Origin of the sequence: Nocardiopsis potens DSM 45234 (assembly GCF_000341105.1) — a bacterium.
GTDB lineage: Bacteria > Actinomycetota > Actinomycetes > Streptosporangiales > Streptosporangiaceae > Nocardiopsis_A > Nocardiopsis_A potens.
In genome coordinates this window covers 56,982-77,269 of sequence record NZ_ANBB01000056.1, presented here as the reverse complement: position 1 = coordinate 77,269, position 20,288 = coordinate 56,982, and the positions used below count along the sequence as shown (strand labels likewise).

18 protein-coding genes are annotated in these 20,288 nt (G+C 74.3%); 9 read left to right on the top strand and 9 right to left on the bottom strand.

Annotated elements, in window-relative coordinates:
* Nucleotides 1–11 precede the first annotated feature (11 nt).
* Entirely contained in the window at nucleotides 12–2,363 is a 2,352-nt protein-coding gene (locus tag D459_RS0122995; RefSeq protein WP_017595362.1) for an ATP-binding cassette domain-containing protein, read from the top strand.
* Between the two features lie 78 nt (nucleotides 2,364–2,441).
* Here D459_RS0122995 and D459_RS0122990 read toward each other — a convergent pair whose 3' ends face one another.
* On the bottom strand, nucleotides 2,442–4,097 hold the full coding sequence (locus D459_RS0122990) for an OmpA family protein (protein ID WP_241485108.1): 1,656 nt from the start codon (nucleotides 4,095–4,097) through the stop codon (nucleotides 2,442–2,444).
* 105 nt (nucleotides 4,098–4,202) lie between these two features.
* Between D459_RS0122990 and D459_RS0122985 the strand changes: the two genes are divergently transcribed.
* The 4 genes from D459_RS0122985 to D459_RS0122970 all read left to right on the top strand — a co-directional run bounded on the left by D459_RS0122985 (nucleotide 4,203) and on the right by D459_RS0122970 (nucleotide 7,808).
* On the top strand, nucleotides 4,203–5,060 hold the full coding sequence (locus D459_RS0122985; RefSeq protein ID WP_017595360.1) for a class I SAM-dependent methyltransferase: 858 nt from the start codon (nucleotides 4,203–4,205) through the stop codon (nucleotides 5,058–5,060).
* A 9-nt stretch (nucleotides 5,061–5,069) separates the two neighbouring features.
* Nucleotides 5,070–5,321, top strand: a complete 252-nt coding sequence (locus D459_RS0122980; protein WP_017595359.1) for a Smr/MutS family protein — start codon at nucleotides 5,070–5,072, stop codon at nucleotides 5,319–5,321.
* A gap of 127 nt (nucleotides 5,322–5,448) precedes the next feature.
* Nucleotides 5,449–7,059 (top strand): serine/threonine-protein kinase, encoded by a 1,611-nt coding sequence (locus D459_RS33825; protein ID WP_051065515.1) that lies wholly within the window; start codon nucleotides 5,449–5,451, stop codon nucleotides 7,057–7,059.
* 140 nt (nucleotides 7,060–7,199) lie between these two features.
* On the top strand, nucleotides 7,200–7,808 hold the full coding sequence (locus D459_RS0122970; RefSeq protein ID WP_017595358.1) for a DM13 domain-containing protein: 609 nt from the start codon (nucleotides 7,200–7,202) through the stop codon (nucleotides 7,806–7,808).
* Nucleotides 7,809–7,828: 20 nt separating this feature from the next.
* Here D459_RS0122970 and D459_RS0122965 read toward each other — a convergent pair whose 3' ends face one another.
* The 6 genes from D459_RS0122965 to D459_RS0122940 all read right to left on the bottom strand — a co-directional run bounded on the left by D459_RS0122965 (nucleotide 7,829) and on the right by D459_RS0122940 (nucleotide 13,813).
* A complete protein-coding gene (locus D459_RS0122965) occupies nucleotides 7,829–9,400 on the bottom strand; it encodes a long-chain-fatty-acid--CoA ligase (protein WP_026120682.1) in 1,572 nt (523 codons plus the stop codon).
* 117 nt (nucleotides 9,401–9,517) lie between these two features.
* Entirely contained in the window at nucleotides 9,518–10,435 is a 918-nt protein-coding gene (locus tag D459_RS0122960; protein ID WP_017595356.1) for an amidohydrolase family protein, read from the bottom strand.
* A gap of 10 nt (nucleotides 10,436–10,445) precedes the next feature.
* On the bottom strand, nucleotides 10,446–11,111 hold the full coding sequence (locus D459_RS0122955; protein ID WP_017595355.1) for a class I SAM-dependent methyltransferase: 666 nt from the start codon (nucleotides 11,109–11,111) through the stop codon (nucleotides 10,446–10,448).
* 207 nt (nucleotides 11,112–11,318) lie between these two features.
* Entirely contained in the window at nucleotides 11,319–12,422 is a 1,104-nt protein-coding gene (locus D459_RS0122950) for a serpin family protein (RefSeq protein WP_017595354.1), read from the bottom strand.
* Nucleotides 12,419–13,174, bottom strand: coding sequence for a DUF2306 domain-containing protein (locus D459_RS0122945; RefSeq protein WP_017595353.1), 756 nt, complete (start codon nucleotides 13,172–13,174; stop codon nucleotides 12,419–12,421). The genes D459_RS0122950 and D459_RS0122945 overlap by 4 nt, the downstream gene beginning before the upstream one ends.
* Nucleotides 13,175–13,321: 147 nt before the next feature.
* Nucleotides 13,322–13,813, bottom strand: coding sequence for a hypothetical protein (locus D459_RS0122940; protein WP_017595352.1), 492 nt, complete (start codon nucleotides 13,811–13,813; stop codon nucleotides 13,322–13,324).
* A gap of 508 nt (nucleotides 13,814–14,321) precedes the next feature.
* Between D459_RS0122940 and D459_RS0122935 the strand changes: the two genes are divergently transcribed.
* The 4 genes from D459_RS0122935 to argG all read left to right on the top strand — a co-directional run bounded on the left by D459_RS0122935 (nucleotide 14,322) and on the right by argG (nucleotide 19,110).
* Nucleotides 14,322–15,782: an amino acid permease gene (locus D459_RS0122935; protein WP_017595351.1), complete on the top strand. Its 1,461-nt coding sequence runs from the start codon at nucleotides 14,322–14,324 to the stop codon at nucleotides 15,780–15,782.
* A 111-nt stretch (nucleotides 15,783–15,893) separates the two neighbouring features.
* Nucleotides 15,894–16,814 (top strand): helix-turn-helix domain-containing protein, encoded by a 921-nt coding sequence (locus D459_RS0122930; protein WP_017595350.1) that lies wholly within the window; start codon nucleotides 15,894–15,896, stop codon nucleotides 16,812–16,814.
* 69 nt (nucleotides 16,815–16,883) lie between these two features.
* Complete coding sequence (locus tag D459_RS0122925; protein ID WP_017595349.1) at nucleotides 16,884–17,546, top strand: dioxygenase family protein; 663 nt, start codon at nucleotides 16,884–16,886, stop codon at nucleotides 17,544–17,546.
* 112 nt (nucleotides 17,547–17,658) lie between these two features.
* Nucleotides 17,659–19,110, top strand: coding sequence for an argininosuccinate synthase (gene argG / locus D459_RS0122920; RefSeq protein ID WP_017595348.1), 1,452 nt, complete (start codon nucleotides 17,659–17,661; stop codon nucleotides 19,108–19,110).
* Nucleotides 19,111–19,206: 96 nt separating this feature from the next.
* Here the strand turns inward: argG and D459_RS0122915 are convergent, their stop codons facing one another.
* Nucleotides 19,207–19,404 (bottom strand): DUF397 domain-containing protein, encoded by a 198-nt coding sequence (locus D459_RS0122915; RefSeq protein WP_020380299.1) that lies wholly within the window; start codon nucleotides 19,402–19,404, stop codon nucleotides 19,207–19,209.
* 10 nt (nucleotides 19,405–19,414) lie between these two features.
* Nucleotides 19,415–20,263 carry a helix-turn-helix domain-containing protein gene (locus D459_RS0122910; protein WP_017595346.1) on the bottom strand — a complete coding sequence of 283 codons (849 nt, stop codon included), beginning with the start codon at nucleotides 20,261–20,263 and terminating at the stop codon, nucleotides 19,415–19,417.
* Between the last annotated feature and the right edge of the window lie 25 nt (nucleotides 20,264–20,288).

Here is a 20,288-nt window from a genome sequence, read left to right as displayed (position 1 = left end):
CCCTGCATACGATGGAGCGGGTGGACCACGACCCTTACCTGCGCGTACGCGGTGCGCGCCTGCACAACCTGCGCGACGTCGACGTCGAACTGCCCCGCGACGCGCTGGTCGCGTTCACCGGGGTCTCCGGATCGGGCAAGTCGTCGCTGGCCTTCGGGACGCTCTACGCCGAGGCGCAGCAGCGGTACCTGGAGTCGGTCGCGCCGTACGCGCGGCGGCTGCTCCAGCAGGCCGCCGCCCCCGACGTCGACGAGGTGTCCGGGATGCCGCCGGCGGTGGCGCTCCGCCAGCAGCGGGCGGCGCCGTCGTCCCGGTCCACCGTGGGCACGCTCGCCCGCACCTCCAACACGCTGCGGATGCTCATGTCGCGCGCGGGCGATTACCCGGAGGGCGCCGAGCGGCTCGACTCCGACGCGTTCTCCCCGAACACCCCGGCCGGCGCCTGCCCGCGCTGCGAGGGCATGGGCGCGGTACTGGAGGCGACCGAGGAGTCCATGGTCCCCGACCCGTCGCTGAGCATCGCCGAGGGCGCCATCGCGTGCTGGCCCGGCGGCTGGCAGGGCAAGAACCTTCGGGAGATCCTGGAGACCCTCGGCCACGACGTGCACGCGCCCTGGCGGGACCTCCCCCCGGAGCTGCGCGAGTGGATCCTGTTCACCGACGAGCGGCCGGTGGTCACCGTGCACCCGGTGCGCGAGGCGCACCGCATCCAGCGCCCCTACCAGGGCACCTACTCCAGCGCCGAGCGCCTGCTCATGCAGGCCTACGCCGGCTCCAAGAGCGAGGCGCGCCGGGCCAAGGCCGCAGCGTTCCTCTCCTCCGAGCCGTGCCCGGACTGCGGAGGCCGCCGGCTCCGGCCCGAGGCGCTCGCGGTGACCTTCGCCGGGCGCGACGTCACCGAGCTGGCCGCGCTCCCGATGAGCGACCTGGCCGCCCTGCTGGAGGAGCACACCGGGCGGGCCGAGGGCGGCGCCGGGGTGCTCGCCGCCGACCTCGTCGGCCGGATCCGGGTGCTGGAGCGGCTGGGCCTGGGCTACCTGAGCACCGGCCGGCCCGCGCCCACCCTCTCCGCGGGCGAGACGCAGCGGCTGCGGATGGGCACCCAGCTGCGGTCCGGCCTGTTCGGCGTCGCCTACGTGCTGGACGAGCCCTCGGCCGGCCTGCACCCCGCCGACACCGAGGCGATGATGGAGGTCCTGGACGGGCTCAGGCGCGCCGGGAACAGCGTCTTCCTGGTCGAGCACGACATGGGCATCGTGCGCCGCGCCGACTGGGCGGTCGACGTCGGGCCGGGCGCGGGCGCGCGCGGCGGCCGGGTGCTGTACAGCGGCCCGGTGGACGGGCTGCGCGCCGCCGAGGGGTCGGTCACCCGCCGGCACCTGTTCGACCCGCCCCGGTACGCCTCCCGCGGCCGCGCCCCGAAGGGGTGGCTGAAGCTCCGCGGCGCCGCCCGGAACAACCTCCGCGGCCTCGACGCCGACCTGCCGCTGGGCGTGTTCACCGCGCTCACCGGGGTGTCCGGGTCGGGCAAGTCGTCGCTGCTGGCGGAGCTGGCCGCGGGCGGGCCCGGCATCGACCGGGTGGTCGAGGTGGACCAGCGCCCGATCGGCCGCACCCCGCGCTCCAACCCCGCCACCTACACCGGGATGTTCGACGCGGTGCGCCGGCTGTTCGCGGGCACCGAGGAGGCGCGGGCGCGCGGCTACGGCGCCGGCCGGTTCTCCTTCAACGTCGACGGCGGCCGCTGCACCACCTGCCAGGGCGAGGGGTTCGTCTCGGTCGAACTGCTCTTCCTGCCCAGCAGCCACGCGCCGTGCCCGGACTGCAAGGGGGCGCGGTACGGCGCCGAGACGCTGGAGGTCGCCTACCGGGGCGTCAGCATCGCCCAGGTACTGGAGATGACGGTGGAGGAGGCGCGGGGCTTCTTCGCAGACGTGCCCGCGGCCGCCCGCGCGCTGCGCGCCCTGGACGAGGTGGGCGTCGGCTACCTCCGCCTCGGCCAGCCCGCCACCGAACTCTCCGGCGGCGAGGCCCAGCGGATCAAGCTCGCCTCGGAGCTGCAGCGCGGCCGCCGCGGCCACACCCTGTACCTGCTGGACGAGCCCACCACCGGGCTGCACCCGGCCGACACCGCGCTCCTCGTCGACCGGCTGCAGGACCTGGTCGACGGGGGCGCGACGGTGGTCGCCGCCGAGCACGACATGGACGTCGCGGCCGGCGCCGACCACGTCGTCGACCTGGGCCCGGGCGGCGGCGACGCCGGCGGCGCGATCGTCGCCCAGGGCCGCCCGGTCGACGTCGCGGCCTGCCCGGGGAGCCGCACCGCCCCGTTCCTCCGCGCCCGCCTGCCGGAAGGGGCCTGACCCGGCCCCGCCGCCGGTCCCGGCGCCGCGGCTCTGCCAGAGCGCTCTGACAGGGCCGCGGCGCCGGGACCATCGGGTTCAGCCGGCGATCGGGACGCCTTCCAGCAGCGCGTGGCCGTCCACGCTGAGGGTCAGCTCGGAGGTGCCCTCCGGGGGCGCCGCCAGGTAGAGGTAGCCGTAGTGGGTGGAGCCGGGGGCCGTCGCGGGCCAGCCGGAGGCGCCGACCCGGGACAGCGGCGACGGCTTGTCCGGGTCGCGGCCCTCGGGCACCGAGTAGGCCTGCGGGTAGACGGTCCCGGTGGCCGGGTCGACGGCGGACAGGGCCAGGTGGCCGGAGCCGCCGAACGGGTGCCGGGCGTCGGGCAGCTCGTCGCCCTCGTGGGTGGCGGTGAACCGGGCGACCAGGAACGCGCCGTCCCGGTAGAACGGGTAGGCCTCGAAGGTCCACTCGTGCCGGCGGTCCCCGTTGGAGGAGTAGGACTGCTCGAAGACCGCGGTGGCGGCCGGCTCCTCGCCCTCCAGCGGGCGGAACGCCGCGGGGGCGCCGGCGTCGGCCGGGTCGACCTCGAACAGCTCCCGCTCGGTGCGCTCCCGGCCCTCCTGCGAGACGGCGGTCTCCTCCTTGAAGGCGTAGGAGATCTCCACCCGGCGGTTCTGCGACCGGGCCCAGGAGTCGTCGTCTCCGCCCTCGGGCTCCACCGGCTCGGAGGAGCCCCTGCCCTCGGTCTCGAAGGCGTAGCCGGAGCCGAGGCCCTCCTCCAGCACCTCGCGGACGGCCTCGGCGCGCTTCTCGGAGAGCTCCTGGTTGTAGCGGTCGGTGCCGATGCCGTCGGTGTGGCCGGTGACGGTGATCGGCGGCTTCTCCGGGTCGGCGCGCTCCTTCGTCTCGGCGATGACGTCCTCGAGCGCGGCGCGGGCGTCGCCGTCCAGCTCCGCCTCGTCGAACCCGAACAGCACGTCGGTGCGGAGCGCCACGGTCTCCCGGTCGCCGCGGGTCTCCCGGCCGGCGACCACGCTCTCGGTGCTGGAGACGATGGTGCGGACCAGCTCCCCCGGGTCCTCCTCGGGGGCGCCCTCGGCAACCGGGACGGTGACCCGCTCGCCCTCGGCCGGCCAGCCGTCGGCGCGGTCCCCGGGCAGCGCGGCCGGGTAGTCCCGGTCCTCCCCGTCGACCACCGGGACGCCGGCGAACTCGCCGACGCCGCCGGGGCCCTCCACGGTGACCTGCTCCGGGTCGCCCTCCAGCTCGGGCAGGAAGACCACCAGCTCGTAGGTGACCCCCGGGTTCCACAGCTCATCGCGGCGGAAGTCGGAGGTGTCCGCGCCGATGTCCTCGAACGGCGCGTAGTGCCGCTGGCCGACCGGGTCGATGATCCGGAACCAGCGCGGGTTCATCGGGTTGAGGGCGGCGCCGGTCTCGATCGACCGGTCCTCCAGGTTGGTGTACTCCGCGGTGAGCCGGGTCAGGCCGCCGACCCGGGCCACCTCGGTCACCTCGACCCGGGCGTTGAGGTGGTCGCCCCAGCTCCCGGTGTTCCCTTCCCGGACGAAGCCGCCCTCCCCGGCGCCGCCGGAGGGGGAGGCCGACGGGTCCGCGCCGCCCGCCCCGCCGCCGCCCGACCCGGGCAGCAGGCCGCAGCCGCCGGCGAGCAGGGCGAGGCCGGCCAGCGCGGCGGGAAGGGCGGGCACCGGTCTGGAGGGGGAGGGGCGGACGCGCTCCGCTCTGTGCGCCAAAGGGGGAATCCTCATACATATCGGAACTGGTCCGTCACCAAGGGTCGACTCCCCGGGAGGCGCCCCGGTTCCGGAAAGGCCGGCGGAGGCTGTGAAGATGGCGCCATGCCCGATGACACGACGCCGCAGACCGCCCCGTGGGCCGAACCGCACGACGACCCGGCGGTCGCCCGGGTCTCCAGGCGCCCGGCCGGACCGGCGGAGAGCGCCCGCGCCAACCGCGGCTGGTGGGACCGGGCCGCCGACGACTACCAGGCCGAACACGGCGGGTTCCTGCAGGACAGCGGGTTCGTGTGGGGGCCGGAGGGGCTGACCGAGGCCGACGCCGGCCTGCTCGGGCCGCGCGCGGCGCTGCGCGGCGCCCGGATCCTGGAGATCGGCTGCGGAGCCGCCCAGTGCGCCCGCTGGCTGGCCGCCCAGGGCGCCCGGGTGGTCGGCGTGGACATCGCCCTCGCCCAGCTCCGGCACTCCCACCGGATCGATGCGCGGACCGGGGCCGGGGTCCCGGTGGCCCAGGCCGACGCGCAGCTCCTCCCGTTCGCCGACGCCTCCTTCGACCTGGCCTGCTCGTCGTTCGGCGCGTTCCCGTTCCTGCCCGACGCCCCCGCCGCCCTCACCGAGGCCGCCCGGGTGCTGCGCCCCGGCGGCCGGCTGGTCTTCTCCGTCACCCACCCGGTCCGCTGGATGTTCCCCGACGACCCCACCGAGGCCGGGATGGCCGTGGTCCAGTCCTATTTCGACCGCCGCCCCTACATCGAGGAGGACGAGCAGGGCCGGGCCGTCTACGTCGAGCACCACCACACCCTCGGCGACTGGACCGCCGCGATCACCGCGGCCGGCCTGCGGCTCACCGCCCTCACCGAACCCGAATGGCCCAAGGAGAACCGCACCGTCTGGGGCGGCTGGGGCCCGCACCGCGGCCGCTACGTCCCGGGCACCGCGATCTTCACCGCGGAGAAATGAGGGGGCGGGGTGAGACTCAAACTCGACCTGCACGACGTCTACAACAGGAACCGCGACATCGACCGGGCGCTGAACGACATCATCGAAGAGGCGCTCCGGAAGAGGGCCAAGACGGTGGAGATCATCCCGGGCAAGGGATCGGGGCAGCTGAAGAAGCGTGTCCTGAGGTTCCTTGAGCAGAAGGAGATCAAGGCCAAATACCACAGGGTGGAAAAGGACGGGAAGAACTTCGGCCGCCTTTTCGTTCATTTCAAGCACTGACGGTGCGAAATCGCCCTTTCGGCTCCGTTCGCGGCGAATTGAATCGATGCCTCTTCGTGACCGCGGCTATCTATCGTTCCTAGCGGATGTACGCCTTTGTCCGCGTCGACGATGCCAGGAGTGAACCATGTTCGCACTCACCGACGGCGACCCCCGCGGCATCGGTCCGTACCGGCTGTTCGCGTCGCTCGGTGCAGGGGGAATGGGGCACGTCTACCTTGCGGCCGGAGCGGACCGGCGCCATCTGGCGGTCAAACGGGTACTGCCGAATCTGGCGCGGGACGCGGGGTTCCGGCAGCGCTTCGCCTTGGAAGTGGCGGCCGCCCGCCGCGTCGAGAGCCCGCACACCGTCCGCCTCGTCGACGCCGATACCGGTGCGGAGCAGCCCTGGCTGGCGTCCGAGTTCATCCCCGGCCCCACCCTGATCCAGCACATCGAGGAGAACGGGCCGCTCCCCGAGCACTTCGTCCGCCGCCTCGGCGCCGACCTCGCGGCGGCGCTGGCCGCGATCCACGGAGCGGGACTCGTCCACCGGGACCTCAAACCCTCCAACGTCATCCTGACCTCCACCGGGGCCAAGCTCCTGGACTTCGGGATCTCGCGCGCCATCGACCATTCCACCAGCGCCGCCCTCACCCAGACCGGCGGCGTCGTGGGCTCACCCGGTTACATGTCCCCCGAGCAGGCGCAGTCCGATCCGCTCACCGAGCGCTCCGACATCTTCAGCCTCGGCTGCCTGCTGGCCGTCGCCGCCACCGGCCGCACCCCCTTCGACGGCCCCTCCATCCCGCAGATCCTCTACAAGATCGTCTACGAACGCCCCGACCTCGACGCGCTCCCCGACTCCCTGCGCGACCCCGTCGGCCGGTGCCTGGCCAAGAACCCCGCGGACCGCCCCGCGCCGGAAGAGCTCACCGCGCTCTTCGCCGGACCGGGGATCGCGGCGGGGCCGCCCGCCTCCGTCGCGTCCTTCATCGAGCGCCAGCACGGCGAGGTGAACGCCCTCATCGACGCGGCGAACCGGCAGGCGACCCTCGTCGACGACGGCCCGACCCACGTCCTCCCGCCCGCCCCCGGCCGGCCCGCCCCGCGGCGGAAGCGCTTCGGTGCCCCCGTCCTCGCCGCCGCGGCCGCCGCGGCGGCCCTGCTGCTGATCATCCCGCTCTGGATCTTCTTCTCCGCCGAGGAGGACCCGCCGACCGGAGAGGGCGGCGGCTCCTCCGCCTCCGAGGCCGGCGGAGGCTCCCAGGCGGAAGAAGGCGGCGCCGGAGCCGGGGAGCCGACACTGTCCGCCCCGTCCGCGGCGGAACTCTGCGAGGCCCTCGACGCCGAAGGGTTCGCGGCCGCGTTCGGACCGGAATGGGAGGTCGAGGAAGTCCGGGAAGAGGACGGCAGCTGCAAGGCCACCGTCCGCGACGGCGCCAACCCCCTCGCCTTTTCGAACATCTCGGTCTATGTGGGCGGCGCCGACCTCGACAGCTGGCTCTTCTGCCCGTTCACCGACTGCGACTACGGCGGTTCGGAACTCATCCCAGGCGGAGAATCGACCGCCAGGCCCTGGGACGGGGGAGGCGTCGTCGACGGCACCCTGGGCCTGGAGATGATCTGGTACAAGGACGACCTGTACGGGCTGGTGCGGGCGACCGAGATGGGAACGGGCGACGCCGAGACGGAGGCTCTCCCCGACTTCCTCACCGAGCAGGGGATCGCGCTGTACGACCTCGCCGCCGGCGGCTGACGCGCCCCACCGCGCCGCCCCCGGCCCGGGCGCGGGGACCGCGCCCCTGAACCGCGCTCCGGAAACGGGGGTTCCGCGGTCGCCCCGCCCCCGGCGGTTCCGAATGGGGAGGAGAGAGCGGGCCGACGGAGGAGGACGGCATGGGCGGGAGCGGCGGAGCCGGGCGGCGCGGACGGAGGCGGCTGCTGCTGTGGGGGGCGGCCGCGTCGGCGGCCGTGCTGCTCGCGGTGGGGCTGTGGGCGTTCGAGCCGTGGCGGCTGGCCACTACCAGGGTGGTCGACGAGGCCCCGCCGACGGCCGGCGGCCGGGCCGCTCCCTCCGAGGGCGCCGAGGCGGCGGAGCCGACCGGGGCGGACGGCGGCATGGAGGAGGCGCCCGCGGAGGGGGCCGGGCCCGAGGAGACCGGGCCCGAAGTGCTCGCCGAGGGCGAGTTCGTCTCACAGGAGCACAGGACCTCCGGCACCGCCGAGGTGATCGAGCTGGCCGACGGTACCCGGCACGTCAGGCTGGAGGGCCTGGCCACGAGCGACGGCCCGGACCTGTACGTCTGGCTGACCGACCAGGAGGCCGGCGGCGACTGGTTCAAGTACCGCGACGGGCGCCACCTGGACCTCGGCGAGCTGAAGGGCACGCACGGCGACGCCAACTACGCGGTCCCGGCCGACGCCGACATCGACGGGACGGCCAGCGTGGTGATCTGGTGCGACCGCTTCTCGGTGGCCTTCGGCTCCGCCCCGCTCGACCTGTGACAGAGGGGGCCCGCGGCCGGCTACTGCCGGGAGACCGCCGAGGCGCCCTTGCGCAGGACGTACTTCTGGATCTTGCCGGTGGCGGTCTTGGGCAGGCGGTCGGCGAACTCGACCGAGGTGGGGGCCTTGAAGTGGGCCAGGTGGTCGCGGGCGAAGGCGATGATCTCCTCCGGGGTGGCCGAGCCGCCCTCGCGGAGGACGACCGTGGCCTTGGGGGTCTCGCCCCACCTTTCGTGCGGGACGCCGACCACGGCGGCCTCCTGGACCGCGGGGTGGCGCAGCAGCACCCCCTCGACCTCGATGGAGGAGATGTTCTCGCCGCCGGAGATGATGACGTCCTTGATCCGGTCCTGGATCTCCACGTAGCCGTCGGGGTGGGTGACGGCGGCGTCGCCGGTGCGGAACCAGCCGTCGCCCATGGCCCGCTCGGTGGCCTCGGGGTCGTTGTAGTAGCCGGCCATCACCACGTTGCCGCGCACCGCGATCTCGCCGATGGTGGCGCCGTCCCAGGGGACCTCCGCGCCGTCCTCGCCGAGGACCCGCAGCTCGCCGGAGGTGATCAGCTCGACGCCCTGGCGGGCCTTGACCGCGGCGCGGTCCGGCGCGGCCAGCCCGGCGTGCTCCGGGCGCGGCTCGCAGACGGTGATGAACGGTGCGGTCTCGGTCAGGCCGTAGACGTGCGTGACGGTCCAGCCGAACCCGTCCTCCAGCCGCTCGATGGTGGCCGCGGCCGGCGAGGCGCCCGCGGTGGCCACGCGCACCCCCGGCGGGACCTCGCCGCGGGCCTCCGCGGGGGTGTTGGCCAGCATGATCAGCACGGTGGGCGCGGCGCACAGCCAGTTCACCCGCTCGGTGCGGATCAGCTCGAACGCCCGTGCCGGGTCGACGGCGCGCAGGCAGACGTGGGCGGCCGCGGCGGCGGTCACCGTCCAGGTGTAGGTCCACCCGTTGGCGTGGAACATCGGCAGCGTCCACAGGTACCGGTCGCCGACGTCCATCCGCAGGTGCAGCAGGGTGCCCACCGAGTTGAGGTAGGCGTTGCGGTGGGTGATCATCACGCCCTTGGGGCGGGCGGTGGTGCCGCTGGTGTAGTTGATGGTCAGCAGGTCGGACTCGCCGATCTCGGGCCGGGGGAACTCCGGCGCGGCCGCGGCGACCAGGGCCTCGTAGTCCTCCCAGCCGTCCCGGGCGCCCTCCAGGGCGATGAACCGCTCCACCCCGGGCATCAGGTCGCGGACCCGGTCGACGGCGGGGATCTGGTCGGCGTGCACGCACAGCACCTTGGCGCCGGAGTGGTCGACGATGTAGGCGAAGTCCTCGGCGGTGAGCCGGAAGTTGATCGGCACCAGCACCGCGCCCAGCTGCGGGACCGCGTAGAAGGACTCCAGCTGGGCGTGGGTGTTGGGGGCGATGTAGGCGACCCTGTCGCCCTGGGCGACGCCCATCGCGTGCAGCGCGGCCGACCAGCGGTCGCACCGGTCGAAGAACTCCTCGTAGGTCAGCCGGAGATCGCCGTCGACCACCGCCTCGCGCTGCGGGTGCAGCCGGCGCGTGCGGCGGGCGAATTCCAACGGGCTGAGAGCGGTTTCCATGGCGCCTTCCCTCCGGGTGAGACCTGCGCCACATGAAAATACGGGGCGGGCGCGCGGCGCGGCAAGGACCGGTTCCCCGGGGCCGTGCACAGCCTGTGGACGGCCGCCGGGCCGGGATCAGGCGGCGGGCGCGCCGAACAGCCGCGCGGCGTTGCCGTACAGCACGGCGCGCAGCCAGTCGTCGCCCAGGCCCAGCCCGGCCAGCGCCTCCAGCTGCTCCAGGTACGGGTAGGGGATGTTCGGGAAGTCGGTGCCGAGCAGGACCCGGTCGCCCAGGCCGGCCAGGCGGGGCAGCTCCGCGGAGGGGAACGGGGCCCAGCGCTCGGTGAAGGCGGTGAACACCATGGTGGTGTCCAGGTGGACCCCCTCGTACCGCTCGGCCAGGTCCAGGAAGGCGGCGTACTCGGGCGCGCCGGCGTGCGCGACGACCGCGGTCAGCCGCGGGTGCTCGCGCAGCACCGCGGCGAACGGCCCCGGCCCGGTGAACGGCCCCGGCTCCGGCCCCGAGCCGCAGTGCACCACCACCGGCGTGCCCGAGTCGGCCAGCGCGCCCCACACCCCGGCCAGCAGGGGGTCCCGCGGGTCGTACCCGCCGACCTGCAGGTGCGCCTTGAAGATCCGCGCCCCCGCGCCGATCGCCTCCTGGGTGCGGTCCGCGGCGCCCGGCTCCGGGTAGAACGTGGCGCTGTGCAGGCAGTCCGGGGTGCGCGCGGCGAACTCCGCGGCCCACCCGTTGAGCCACTCGGCCATGTCCGGCCGGTGCGGGTAGAGCAGCGAGGTGAACCGCCGCACCCCGAACCCGCGCAGCAGCTCCAGCCGCTCGTCCTCGCCCACCCGGTAGGTGATCGGCCAGTACGCCTCGCCGTCGGCGCCGCGCACTCCGTCGAAGTAGGCCCACACCTTGCGCAGCACGTTGTCCGGCATGAAGTGGGTGTGCACGTCGATCAGGCCGGGCAGGCCGAGGCCCCGCCACAGCGCGCGGACCCGCTCCCGCTCGGCGCCTCCGGGGATGTGCTCTGCCGCCGCTCTGCCCACGGCGGCCAGGTTACGGGGCGCCCCGCCGGCCCGCCGAGGGAGGCCGCCCGTTCCGCCGCAGCAGCCACTGCAGCCCCCGGATCGGGTGGCCGTTCATACTGGTCATCTCCACCTCCTCGGCGTGCACCCGGGTGCAGCCGGGGAAGAGCGCGGCCAGGTGGGCGGGGTCGTGGTGGCGGAAGACGCCGCCGTCGGGGGTGGTGAAGACGCCGTGCACCGGGGAGGCCGAGGCGGCGTACCGCTCGGTGTGCCGGGGGTGGTCCTGCAGCGGGAAGTCGCAGAGCAGCACGGTGCCGCCGGGAACGCAGAGCCGCTCCGCCTCGGCGGCGATCCGGCGCTGCTCCGCACCGTCCGGGACGACGGCGAGCACCGAGACCAGCAGCACCGCGTCGAAGGAGCTGGCGGGGAACGGGAGCGGCGGCTCGGGGACGTGCCGCAGGTCCAGGTCGGGGCGCTCGCGCCGGCCGCGCGCGATGAGCGCCGCCGACGGGTCGGTGCCGACCGCGCGGTACCCGGCGTCGGCCAGCTCCCGCAGCACCCGCCCGTACCCGCAGCCGAGGTCGAGGACGCGCGCGCCGGGCCGCAGGCGCTCGCGGAGCAGCCGGTAGGGCACCGGATGGGTGAAGTCCTTGGCCGCGCCCGGCCCCTCCCAGTACTCCCTGTGCTCCGCGGACACGCCCGCTCCTTCCGCCGACCGCCTCGGACTCCCCTCCCGGGCGCCCGCTCCCGGGAGGGGTCCTGCCCGCACCGGCGCGGGCGAAGCGGGGTCTCTCCGCCCGCCGGCGCGCGGAGCGCGGGCCGGCGGGGGCCGGCCCGGGGCCCGCCTCCGCCGGCGGCGCCGCGGGAGCGGCTCACCGGAGCGGGCGGGCGGCCCCGCCCGGGGTCAGCCGGCGAGCGGGTCCGCCGGGGAGGCGACGCGGCCGAGGAAGAGGGCGGCCGGGCCGCGGCGCAGCACGAAGCAGAACGGCCGGTCGGCGGTGAACCGCAGCGGCCGGACGGCGCTGCCGGGGGCGGCCGGGACGGCCGTCGCGGCGGCGCCCTCCGCGCCGTCCTCGTCCACCCGGAGCCGGGCCTGGTGGACCACGCTGTCGACGAGCAGCGGCTCGCCGGTGATCCCGTCCAGCTCCGCGGCCGGGGAGAACAGGGCGCGCACGCCGGCGGCCCGGAGCGGGCCGGCCAGGTCGGTGCGGTGGGCGGCCTCGAACCGGGGCAGCGCGATCGAGACGAGCCGCCACCCGGCGGCCCGGTACAGGGCGTCCAGGTCGGCTCCGGCGGGCACGGCGGCCGCGGGGTCGTCCGGCAGCAGGACGTCCAGGAAGAAGCCGCCCCGGCCGAAGAGCGAGGCCATCCGCCACCCGGCGGCCTCGGCGTAGGGCACCCCCGCCGTCCGGTGCATCATCGGGACGCTCCGCTCGCCGCCCGGCGTGCGGAACGGCAGCGGCGCGGTCAGGGCGGGGTCGAACGGGTGCTTCCAGCGGAGCCGGACCAGCAGCGCCGAGAGCAGCAGCGCCCGGGTGCCCGGCCGGACGGACTCTGGGCCGAGCAGCTCCGGGAGGAGCCCGCCGGTGGCCGCGGAGACCTCCGCGTTGGCCTCCCGCCGCACCCCCTCCGGGTCGCCGGCGAAGTCGGCGGTGCGCACCGACGCCCCCGGCCGCGCGGCCAGCGCGGCGGCGAACCCCGGCAGCACCCGGGCCCCGGAGCGGACCCGCAGCGAGACGGCGGCCCGCAGGCCGGGCGCGTCCTCGGCGGCGGCGCGCAGCGCGGCGGCGTGCCCGCCCGCGCCGCCGCCGAGCACCCCGTCCAGCTCGGCGCGGGTCCGGCCGCGGGCCCCGGCGGAGACCAGGGTGAGCGCCTCGGCCGCCGAGTAGGGCGACCAGACGTGCCCCCCGTCCCGGGCGAGCGCCTCCTTCGGGAGGTCTCCGGAGACCAGGGCGTCCAGCCGGGAGGCGAACTCCAGGTGCGCGGGGTGCAGGGGGGTGCGGGTCATGCCGCTCCGACGGCCGCGCTCCGGGCCCGGTTCCCCGGCCGGGCGCGGCGCTGCATCCACCACTCCACGGCGATCAGGTTGACGGTCCAGCTCAGCCAGCTGGAACTGGAGGCGATGGCCGCCATCATCGCGGCCTCGTCGCCGCCGAACGCGGTGTCCAGGAAGGGCGACATGGCCGCGGCGCAGACGCCGGCCCAGATCCGGTTCAGCGCGATCGCGAAGATCAGCGCGAAGCTGCGCAGCATCCACGCCCGGTGCTCGGCGTAGCGGCGCCGCCGGGCCGCCAGGTAGCCGGCGGCGGTGCAGGCGATCCAGAGCAGCGACCAGACGATGTTGCTCACCGCGGTGCCGGGGCCGGTGCTGCTGAGCGGGGCGATCGCCAGCGAGGCCAGGCCGACCAGGGGGAGGCCCGCCCAGACGTAGACCCGGCCGCTCCACCGGTGCACCGCCGGGTGGCGGCGCCGCAGCCGCGGCCAGACCTGCAGGCAGACCGCGAGCATCGCCACCGCCCCGGCGAAGATGTGCGTGACCAGCACCGGGTAGTACCAGTCGTACCGCCACGCGGGCCCCTGGCCGTAGAACATCGCCTGCTCCGGGTCGAGCGAGGCGTAGCGCGGCAGGGAGAAGGAGAGGAAGACGAGGACCGCCAGGGCGAGCGGCGCCACCCAGGGGCGGCGCCACCAGGGGGTGTTCTTCTTCTCCGGGCGCCGCGGCCGTTCCGCCGAGGCGGCGCCGAGGGTGGGGGAGGCCATGGCCGCTCCTTCCGCAGGGTGCTGCGCAGAACGCTACGGAAGGCGCTCACCGGCGGCGATGGTGCGCGCACCTGAACCGGGGTGGGAACCGGGGGCGCTCTTCGCGGTGGTGCGCGCACCACCGCGCGGCCCGGTGCCGCCGGGCGCTCAGCCGCCGCGGCCGACCTTCGGCACCCGGGCGCGCTCCAGGCTCTCCGGGTGCAGTGCGCCGAGCAGGCAGTCCCGGTGCGCGACCACCGAGTGCGCCTCCGGGCCGCCGGCGGCGCGCACCTCCATGACGACGCCGTCCCCGCCCGGGCCCAGCACCGTCCAGGCCATGCAGAAGTCGCACCGCCACCGGAGCCCGGCGAGGTCGGCGGCGCGGGTGGAGAGCCGGACCCACCCCGGTCCGCTCCACTGCCGCAGCTGCTGGACGACGGCGTCCACCTCCTCGCCGACCCGGGGCCGCTCCTCGGGGAGCGCGATCGGGGCCCCGGAGGGGCTCTCCATCGCCGCGGCGTCGATGGAGGCGGGGACGCCCTCGTGCCCGAGGATCCTGGCGGTGGCGCCCCACGGGTGCTCCCCGGTGACCACGGCCCGCACCGGTGTGCCGGGGACCGGGAGGGCGAGGGCGGGCGGGGCGGATCGGTCGGAGGCCATGCCGGCACGGTACCGCCGCCTTTTCCGGCGCGGCCGGGCCGCGCGCCCGGAAAGCCGGGGGGCCCGGGCGGCGCTGCGGCGGCCCGCGAAGTTTTACCCGCCGGGCCGGGCGGCGCCGGGCGGCCCGGCGGCGGGGCGGGACGCTCCGGAACCGCTGCCGTGTCGGGGCTCACTCGAGAGGAAAGCACGCAGAGTGTCGAAAACAGGATTTCCGGTATGAAACTTCGTGATCCATGGCACGTCCCGAGCTGAAACCGGCCCTCGCCACCTGTGGTTACGCTTTCCGCTGGATCTGCGTCACACAGTCGTGGCTCTCGGTTTCCCTCGGCGGCCGCCCCCCACCCCTCACGGGCGGCCGCCGCAGGCCTGCGTGCGGTGCCACCAGCACCGGCAAGGCCGGAGGCTCCCTCGCTGCGCGGGCGTGAGTTCGGCCCGCGGGCGCGGAGCCGTGCCCGCGTTCGTGCGGCGCGGTGGCGACAGCACCGCTCGACGACGAGGAAACGTGTACATGAGGGAAGAGATCCCGCCCACCGCGGAGCGGACCCGGCACGTCGACGCCGGGGACGCCGGATACAGCAAGGCGCTGAGCGCACGGCACATCAACATGATCGCCATCGGCGGCGCCATCGGAACGGGTCTCTTCCTCGGAGCGGGCGGCCGGCTGCACGACGCCGGCCCGTCGCTGGCCCTGGCCTACGCGGTCTGCGGCGTGTTCGCGTTCTTCGTGGTCCGCGCGCTGGGCGAGCTGATCCTGCACCGCCCCTCCTCCGGGTCGTTCGTCTCCTACTCCCGGGAGTTCATGGGGGAGAAGGGCGCCTACGTCGGCGGCTGGTTGTACTTCCTCAACTGGGCCACCACCGGCATCGCCGACATCACCGCGATCGCGATGTACACCCACTACTGGAGCCTCTTCTCCCCGGTGCCGCAGTGGGCGCTGGCGCTCGCGGCGCTGGCGGTCGTGCTGGTGGTCAACCTGATCTCGGTGAAGATCTTCGGCGAGATGGAGTTCTGGTTCGCGATCATCAAGGTCGCGGCGCTCGTCCTGTTCATGTTCATCGGCATCTTCCTGCTGGCCACCGGCCGGCAGGTGGGCGGGCACGACGGCGGAGTGCACCTGCTGGTCCAGGACGGCGGCTTCCTCCCGAACGGGATCCTTCCGCTGGTCCTGGTCATCCAGGGCGTGGTCTTCGCCTACGCCTCGGTGGAGCTGGTCGGGGTGACCGCCGGCGAGACCGCCGAGCCGGAGAAGATCATGCCCAAGGCGATCAACTCGATCATGTGGCGGATCGGCGTCTTCTACGTCGGCTCGGTGCTGCTGCTCGCGATGCTGCTGCCCTCCTCGGCGTTCAGCGCCGACGAGAGCCCGTTCGTCACCGTCCTGTCCCGGCTGGGCGTGCCCGCCGCGGGCGACGTGATGAACCTGGTGGTGCTGACCGCCGCGATGTCCAGCCTCAACTCCGGCCTCTACTCCACCGGCCGGATCCTGCGCTCGATGGCGATGGCCGGCTCGGCGCCCCGGTTCACCGGGGTGATGAGCCGCAACCAGGTCCCCTACGGCGGCATCCTGCTGACCAGCGTGGCGTGCATCTTCGGCGTCGGCCTCAACTACGCCCTGCCGGAGAAGGCGTTCGAGATCATCCTCAACTTCGCGGCGATCGGCATCCTCGGCACCTGGGGCATGATCATCCTCTGCCACATCCTGTTCGTCCGGAAGGCCGGCGCCGGAGAGGCGGTCCGCCCCTCCTTCCGCCTCCCCGGCTCCCCCTGGACCGACCTGGCCACCCTGGCCTTCTTCGCCGCCGTCATCGTGCTGATGTGGTTCGACGAGGCGGGCCGCTACACCCTCATGTCGCTCCCGGTGCTGGCCGCGGCGCTGTTCATCGGCTGGTTCGCCGTCCGCGGCCGGATCACCGCCATCGCCGCCGAGCGCGACCGGGACGGAGACCGGGCGGCGGTGCCCGCCGAGTAGCACTCCGCCCCCGGCGGCCCCGGAGCCGGCCACCCGGCCCCGGCCGCCTCGGCCGAGGGACGGCCCCGGCGCGCGGAGTAGCGGGCCCGCGCACCGGGTAGGAGAGCGCGCATGGAGACGGCCTCCCCCATGGAGCTGCACCGGCTGGAGGTCCCCGCCCCGCAGCTCTTCCCGTTCGCCATCGGGACCTTCGACACGATCGGCCCGCTGTCCCGGGCCGCCTTCCCGCACCGGCACACCTTCCACGAGATCGTGCACGTCACGGCCGGCGCCGGCGAGCACGTCATCGACATGCGCCGGTGGCCGATCACCCCGCCCAACCTGGGCGTCCTCGCCGCCGGCCAGGTGCACCACTGGGCCCGCGCCCGCGGCGTGAACGGCCACGTCGTCCTGCTGGAGGACGCCTTCCTGCTGGACCGGCCGGGCGACCGCGAGCTGCTCCGCCGGCTGGCCGCCGAGCGCCCCTGGCAGGCGCTGGACGCCGGGGCCGCCGCCGAGGCCGCCGGGGTCCTCGGCGAGATGCTGCGCGAGTTCCGCGCCCGCCGCCCCGGCATGGCCTCGGTGCTCCGCGCCTACCTGCACATCCTGCTCACCCGGGCGGCCCGGTCGGCCGACCGGGGGGCGGCGGCGCGGCCCTCCGCCGCCGCGGACGACCCGGCCGAGCGCTTCCTCCGCCTGCTCGACGGCCCCGCCGCGGCCGCCGGGATGACGGTCGCCGAGGCCGCCGCCGAACTCGGGGTGACCCCCGGGCACCTGGCCGACGCGGTGAAGCGGTCCACCGGCCGGACCCCCGGCGCGCTGCTCCGCGGCGCCCGCACCCTGGAGGCGAAGCGGCTGCTGGCCGGCACCGGGCTGACCGTGGCCGCGGTGGCCCGCGCGGTCGGCTTCACCGACCCCGCCTACTTCTGCCGGTTCTTCCGCCGCGAGACCGGGACCAGCCCGGGGGAGTACCGCCGCCGGTCCCGGGCCGCCCCGGAGAAGGACCACGCCCGCCGGGATCCGTCCATCGCCCGCCCCGGGGACGGACCGTAGCCTCGTGCTCACCCGCAGGGAGTCCCGGCCGGGCCCCGCTCCCCCACCTTTCCCGCGAGGAGCACCACCATGGCTGAGCACGCCGACCGCCCCGACCGGCCGGAGCCGGACGGGCCGACCCGCAAGACCCTGCTCAAGGCCGCCTTCGTCGCGGCCCCCGCCGCGGCCCTGCTGTCCGCATCGGGGGCGGTCCCCGCGCTCGCCCGCGACCGGGCCGCGGACGAGCGCCTGCTGGACCCCACCCCGCAGTGCGACGACGGCGACGACCCCACGCCCCCGCAGATGGAGGGCCCCTACTTCAAACCGAACTCGCCGAACCGCTCCGACCTGGTGATCCCGGGCGACCCCGGGGTGCCGCTGGCGGTCTCCGGCTACGTCTTCACCCGGGACTGCCGCCCGGTGGCCGGCGCGCTGCTGGACTTCTGGCAGGCCGACGACGCCGGGGTCTACGACAACGCCGGCTACGACTACCGCGGCCACCAGTACACCGGCGCGGACGGCGCCTTCCAGCTGACCACCATCGTCCCCGGGCTCTACCCCGGGCGCACCCGCCACCTGCACGTCAAGGTGCAGGCCCCGAGCCGGCCGGTGCTCACCACCCAGCTCTACTTCCCGGGCGAGCCGCGCAACGAGACGGACCTGATCTTCGACCCGCGGCTGCTGATGAACGTCCGGGACGACGCCTCCGGCAAGGCGGCCGAGTTCGACTTCGTACTGGACTTCACCGCCTGACCGCCTGAGCACCTGACCGCGCGCGGCGGCCGGGCCCGCGGAGCCCTTCCGCAGGTCCGGCCGCACCTCCCTTGATTTGCATGATCATTCATAGCCATGCATACTTATCAACATGTCCAAGGTGCTCACTTCCCTGCCCGCCGGCGAACGCGTCGGGATCGCCTTCTCCGGGGGTCTCGACACCTCGGTGGCCGTCGCGTGGATGCGCGAGAACGGTTCCGTTCCGTGCGCCTACACCGCCGACGTCGGCCAGTACGACGAACCCGACGTCGCCTCGGTGCCGGGGCGCGCCACGGCCTACGGGGCGGAGGTCGCCCGGCTGGTCGACTGCCGCGCCGCCCTGGTGGAGGAGGGCCTCGCGGCCCTGGCCTGCGGGGCGTTCCACATCCGCTCCGGCGGCCGCGTCTACTTCAACACCACCCCGCTCGGCCGCGCGGTCACCGGCACCCTGCTGGTCCGCGCGATGCTCGAGGACGACGTGCAGATCTGGGGCGACGGCTCCACCTTCAAGGGCAACGACATCGAGCGGTTCTACCGCTACGGCCTGCTCGCCAACCCCGCGCTGCGGATCTACAAGCCGTGGCTGGACGCCGACTTCGTCAGCGAGCTCGGCGGCCGCAAGGAGATGTCGGAGTGGCTGCAGGAGCGCGGCCTGCCCTACCGGGACAGCACCGAGAAGGCCTACTCCACCGACGCCAACATCTGGGGCGCCACCCACGAGGCCAAGTCGCTGGAGCACCTCGACACCGGCGTGGAGATCGTCGACCCGATCATGGGCGTCCGGTTCTGGGACCCCGAGGTCGAGATCGCCACCGAGGACGTCGCCATCGGCTTCGAGCAGGGCCGGCCGGTGACCATCAACGGCAAGCGCTTCCCCTCCGCCGTCGACCTGGTCCTGGAGGCCAACACCATCGGCGGCCGGCACGGCCTGGGCATGTCCGACCAGATCGAGAACCGGGTCATCGAGGCCAAGAGCCGGGGCATCTACGAGGCCCCGGGCATGGCGCTGCTGCACGCCGCCTACGAGCGGCTGGTCAACGCCATCCACAACGAGGACACCCTGGCCGCCTACTACAACGAGGGCCGCCGCCTCGGCCGGCTCATGTACGAGGGCCGCTGGCTGGACCCGCAGGCGCTCATGCTCCGCGAGTCGCTGCAGCGCTGGGTCGGCACCGCGGTCACCGGCGAGGTGACCCTGCGGCTCCGGCGCGGCGAGGACTACTCCATCCTGGACACCACCGGCCCGGCGTTCAGCTACCACCCGGACAAGCTCTCCATGGAGCGCACCGAGGACTCCGCCTTCGGCCCGGTGGACCGGATCGGCCAGCTGACCATGCGCAACCTGGACATCGCCGACTCCCGCGCCAAGCTGGAGCAGTACGCCGGCCTCGGCATGGTCGGCGGCGGCCCGCACCCGACCCCGATCGGCGCCGCCCAGGCCGCCTCCAGCGGCCTCATCGGCGCCATGCCCGAAGGCGGCGCCGAGACCATCGCCTCCAGCGGCCAGGCCCCGGCCGAGGACGACCCCCTGGACCGCGCCGCCATGGAATCCGGCACCGACTGACCCGCACCCCGGAAGCCCCACCGGCACCGCCCCCGGCCCCTGAAGGGACCGGGGGCGGTCGTCGTTCTCCGCTCCCGGCGATGCCCTTATTCCAGGTCAGAGCCGGGTGTGCTTCACCGCGTCGAGGAAGGCGGTCCACTCGACTGCAGGGATGTCCAGTCGGCCCTTGTGCGGGTGTCGGGAGTCGCGCACGGCGATGGCGTTCGGGGTGCGGGCGCACTCGACGCAGTTTGTGTTGGTGCCGCTGTAGGAGCTCTTGTGCCAGTCGGTGGGCGGCAGGAGGGGCATGCTCATCTTGTGGCCCTCATCCTTCACGGTCGAGTTCTCGGACGATGCCGGCGATGAAATCCACTGATTCAGCGGGATTCAGCGCGCTTTCCCTCAGGCTATCGGCCTCTTGGCGGTAGAACGCGGTCTCCTGCTCTTCTTCCAGGAAGAACGCGGAGATCTTGTGCTCCACATGGACCACGCTCCGCAACTTCGCGAACTCCAGCAGCATGAAAGGTCCGTCCAACCCTCGGTGACCACCAAGGGAGAGCGGAAGGACCTGGACGGTGACGGTGGGACGTTCCGTCGCCTCGATGATGTGGCGGAGCTGGCGCGCCATCAGTCGGGGCGGTAGCAACGGGCGGCGCAAGGCGCATTCGTCGATGACGAATTCAGTGCGCGGCGGGGTCTGGCGGCTGAGTAGCGCCTGCCTGCCCAATCGCGCGGCCGTGCGGACCTCGGTGTCCTCTTCTGAGATGCCCCCTGTCGTCATGAGGGCCCGGATGTAGTCAGGGGTCTGCAGCAGTCCGGGAAGGATCAGCGGCTCCAGATTGAAGATGCCGGTGGCCTCCGCTTCGAGCTGGATGAGTGTTCTCGACTCCCGGGACATCCCGCTCTGCTTCTCCCACAGGCCGGCCTCGTCGCTGTTCTCCGCTTTCGCGATGAGGTGGTCCCGCTCGTGGCCGATCACCCCGTAGACGGCCAGCAGCGAGGCCACGTCCGCGGCTCTGATGCTCTGCTTCCCGTTTTCGATCTTGGAGATCTTCGACTGCGGCCAGCCGAGCCGCTTGGCGACCTTGGTGCTGCTGAGCTTGTGCTCTTCGCGGATCGAGCGCAGCTCGGCGCCCAGGCCGCGTCCGGCCACGGTGGGCTGGTTGGCCGCCACGAAACCTCCTGGTGGACAGGGTTCT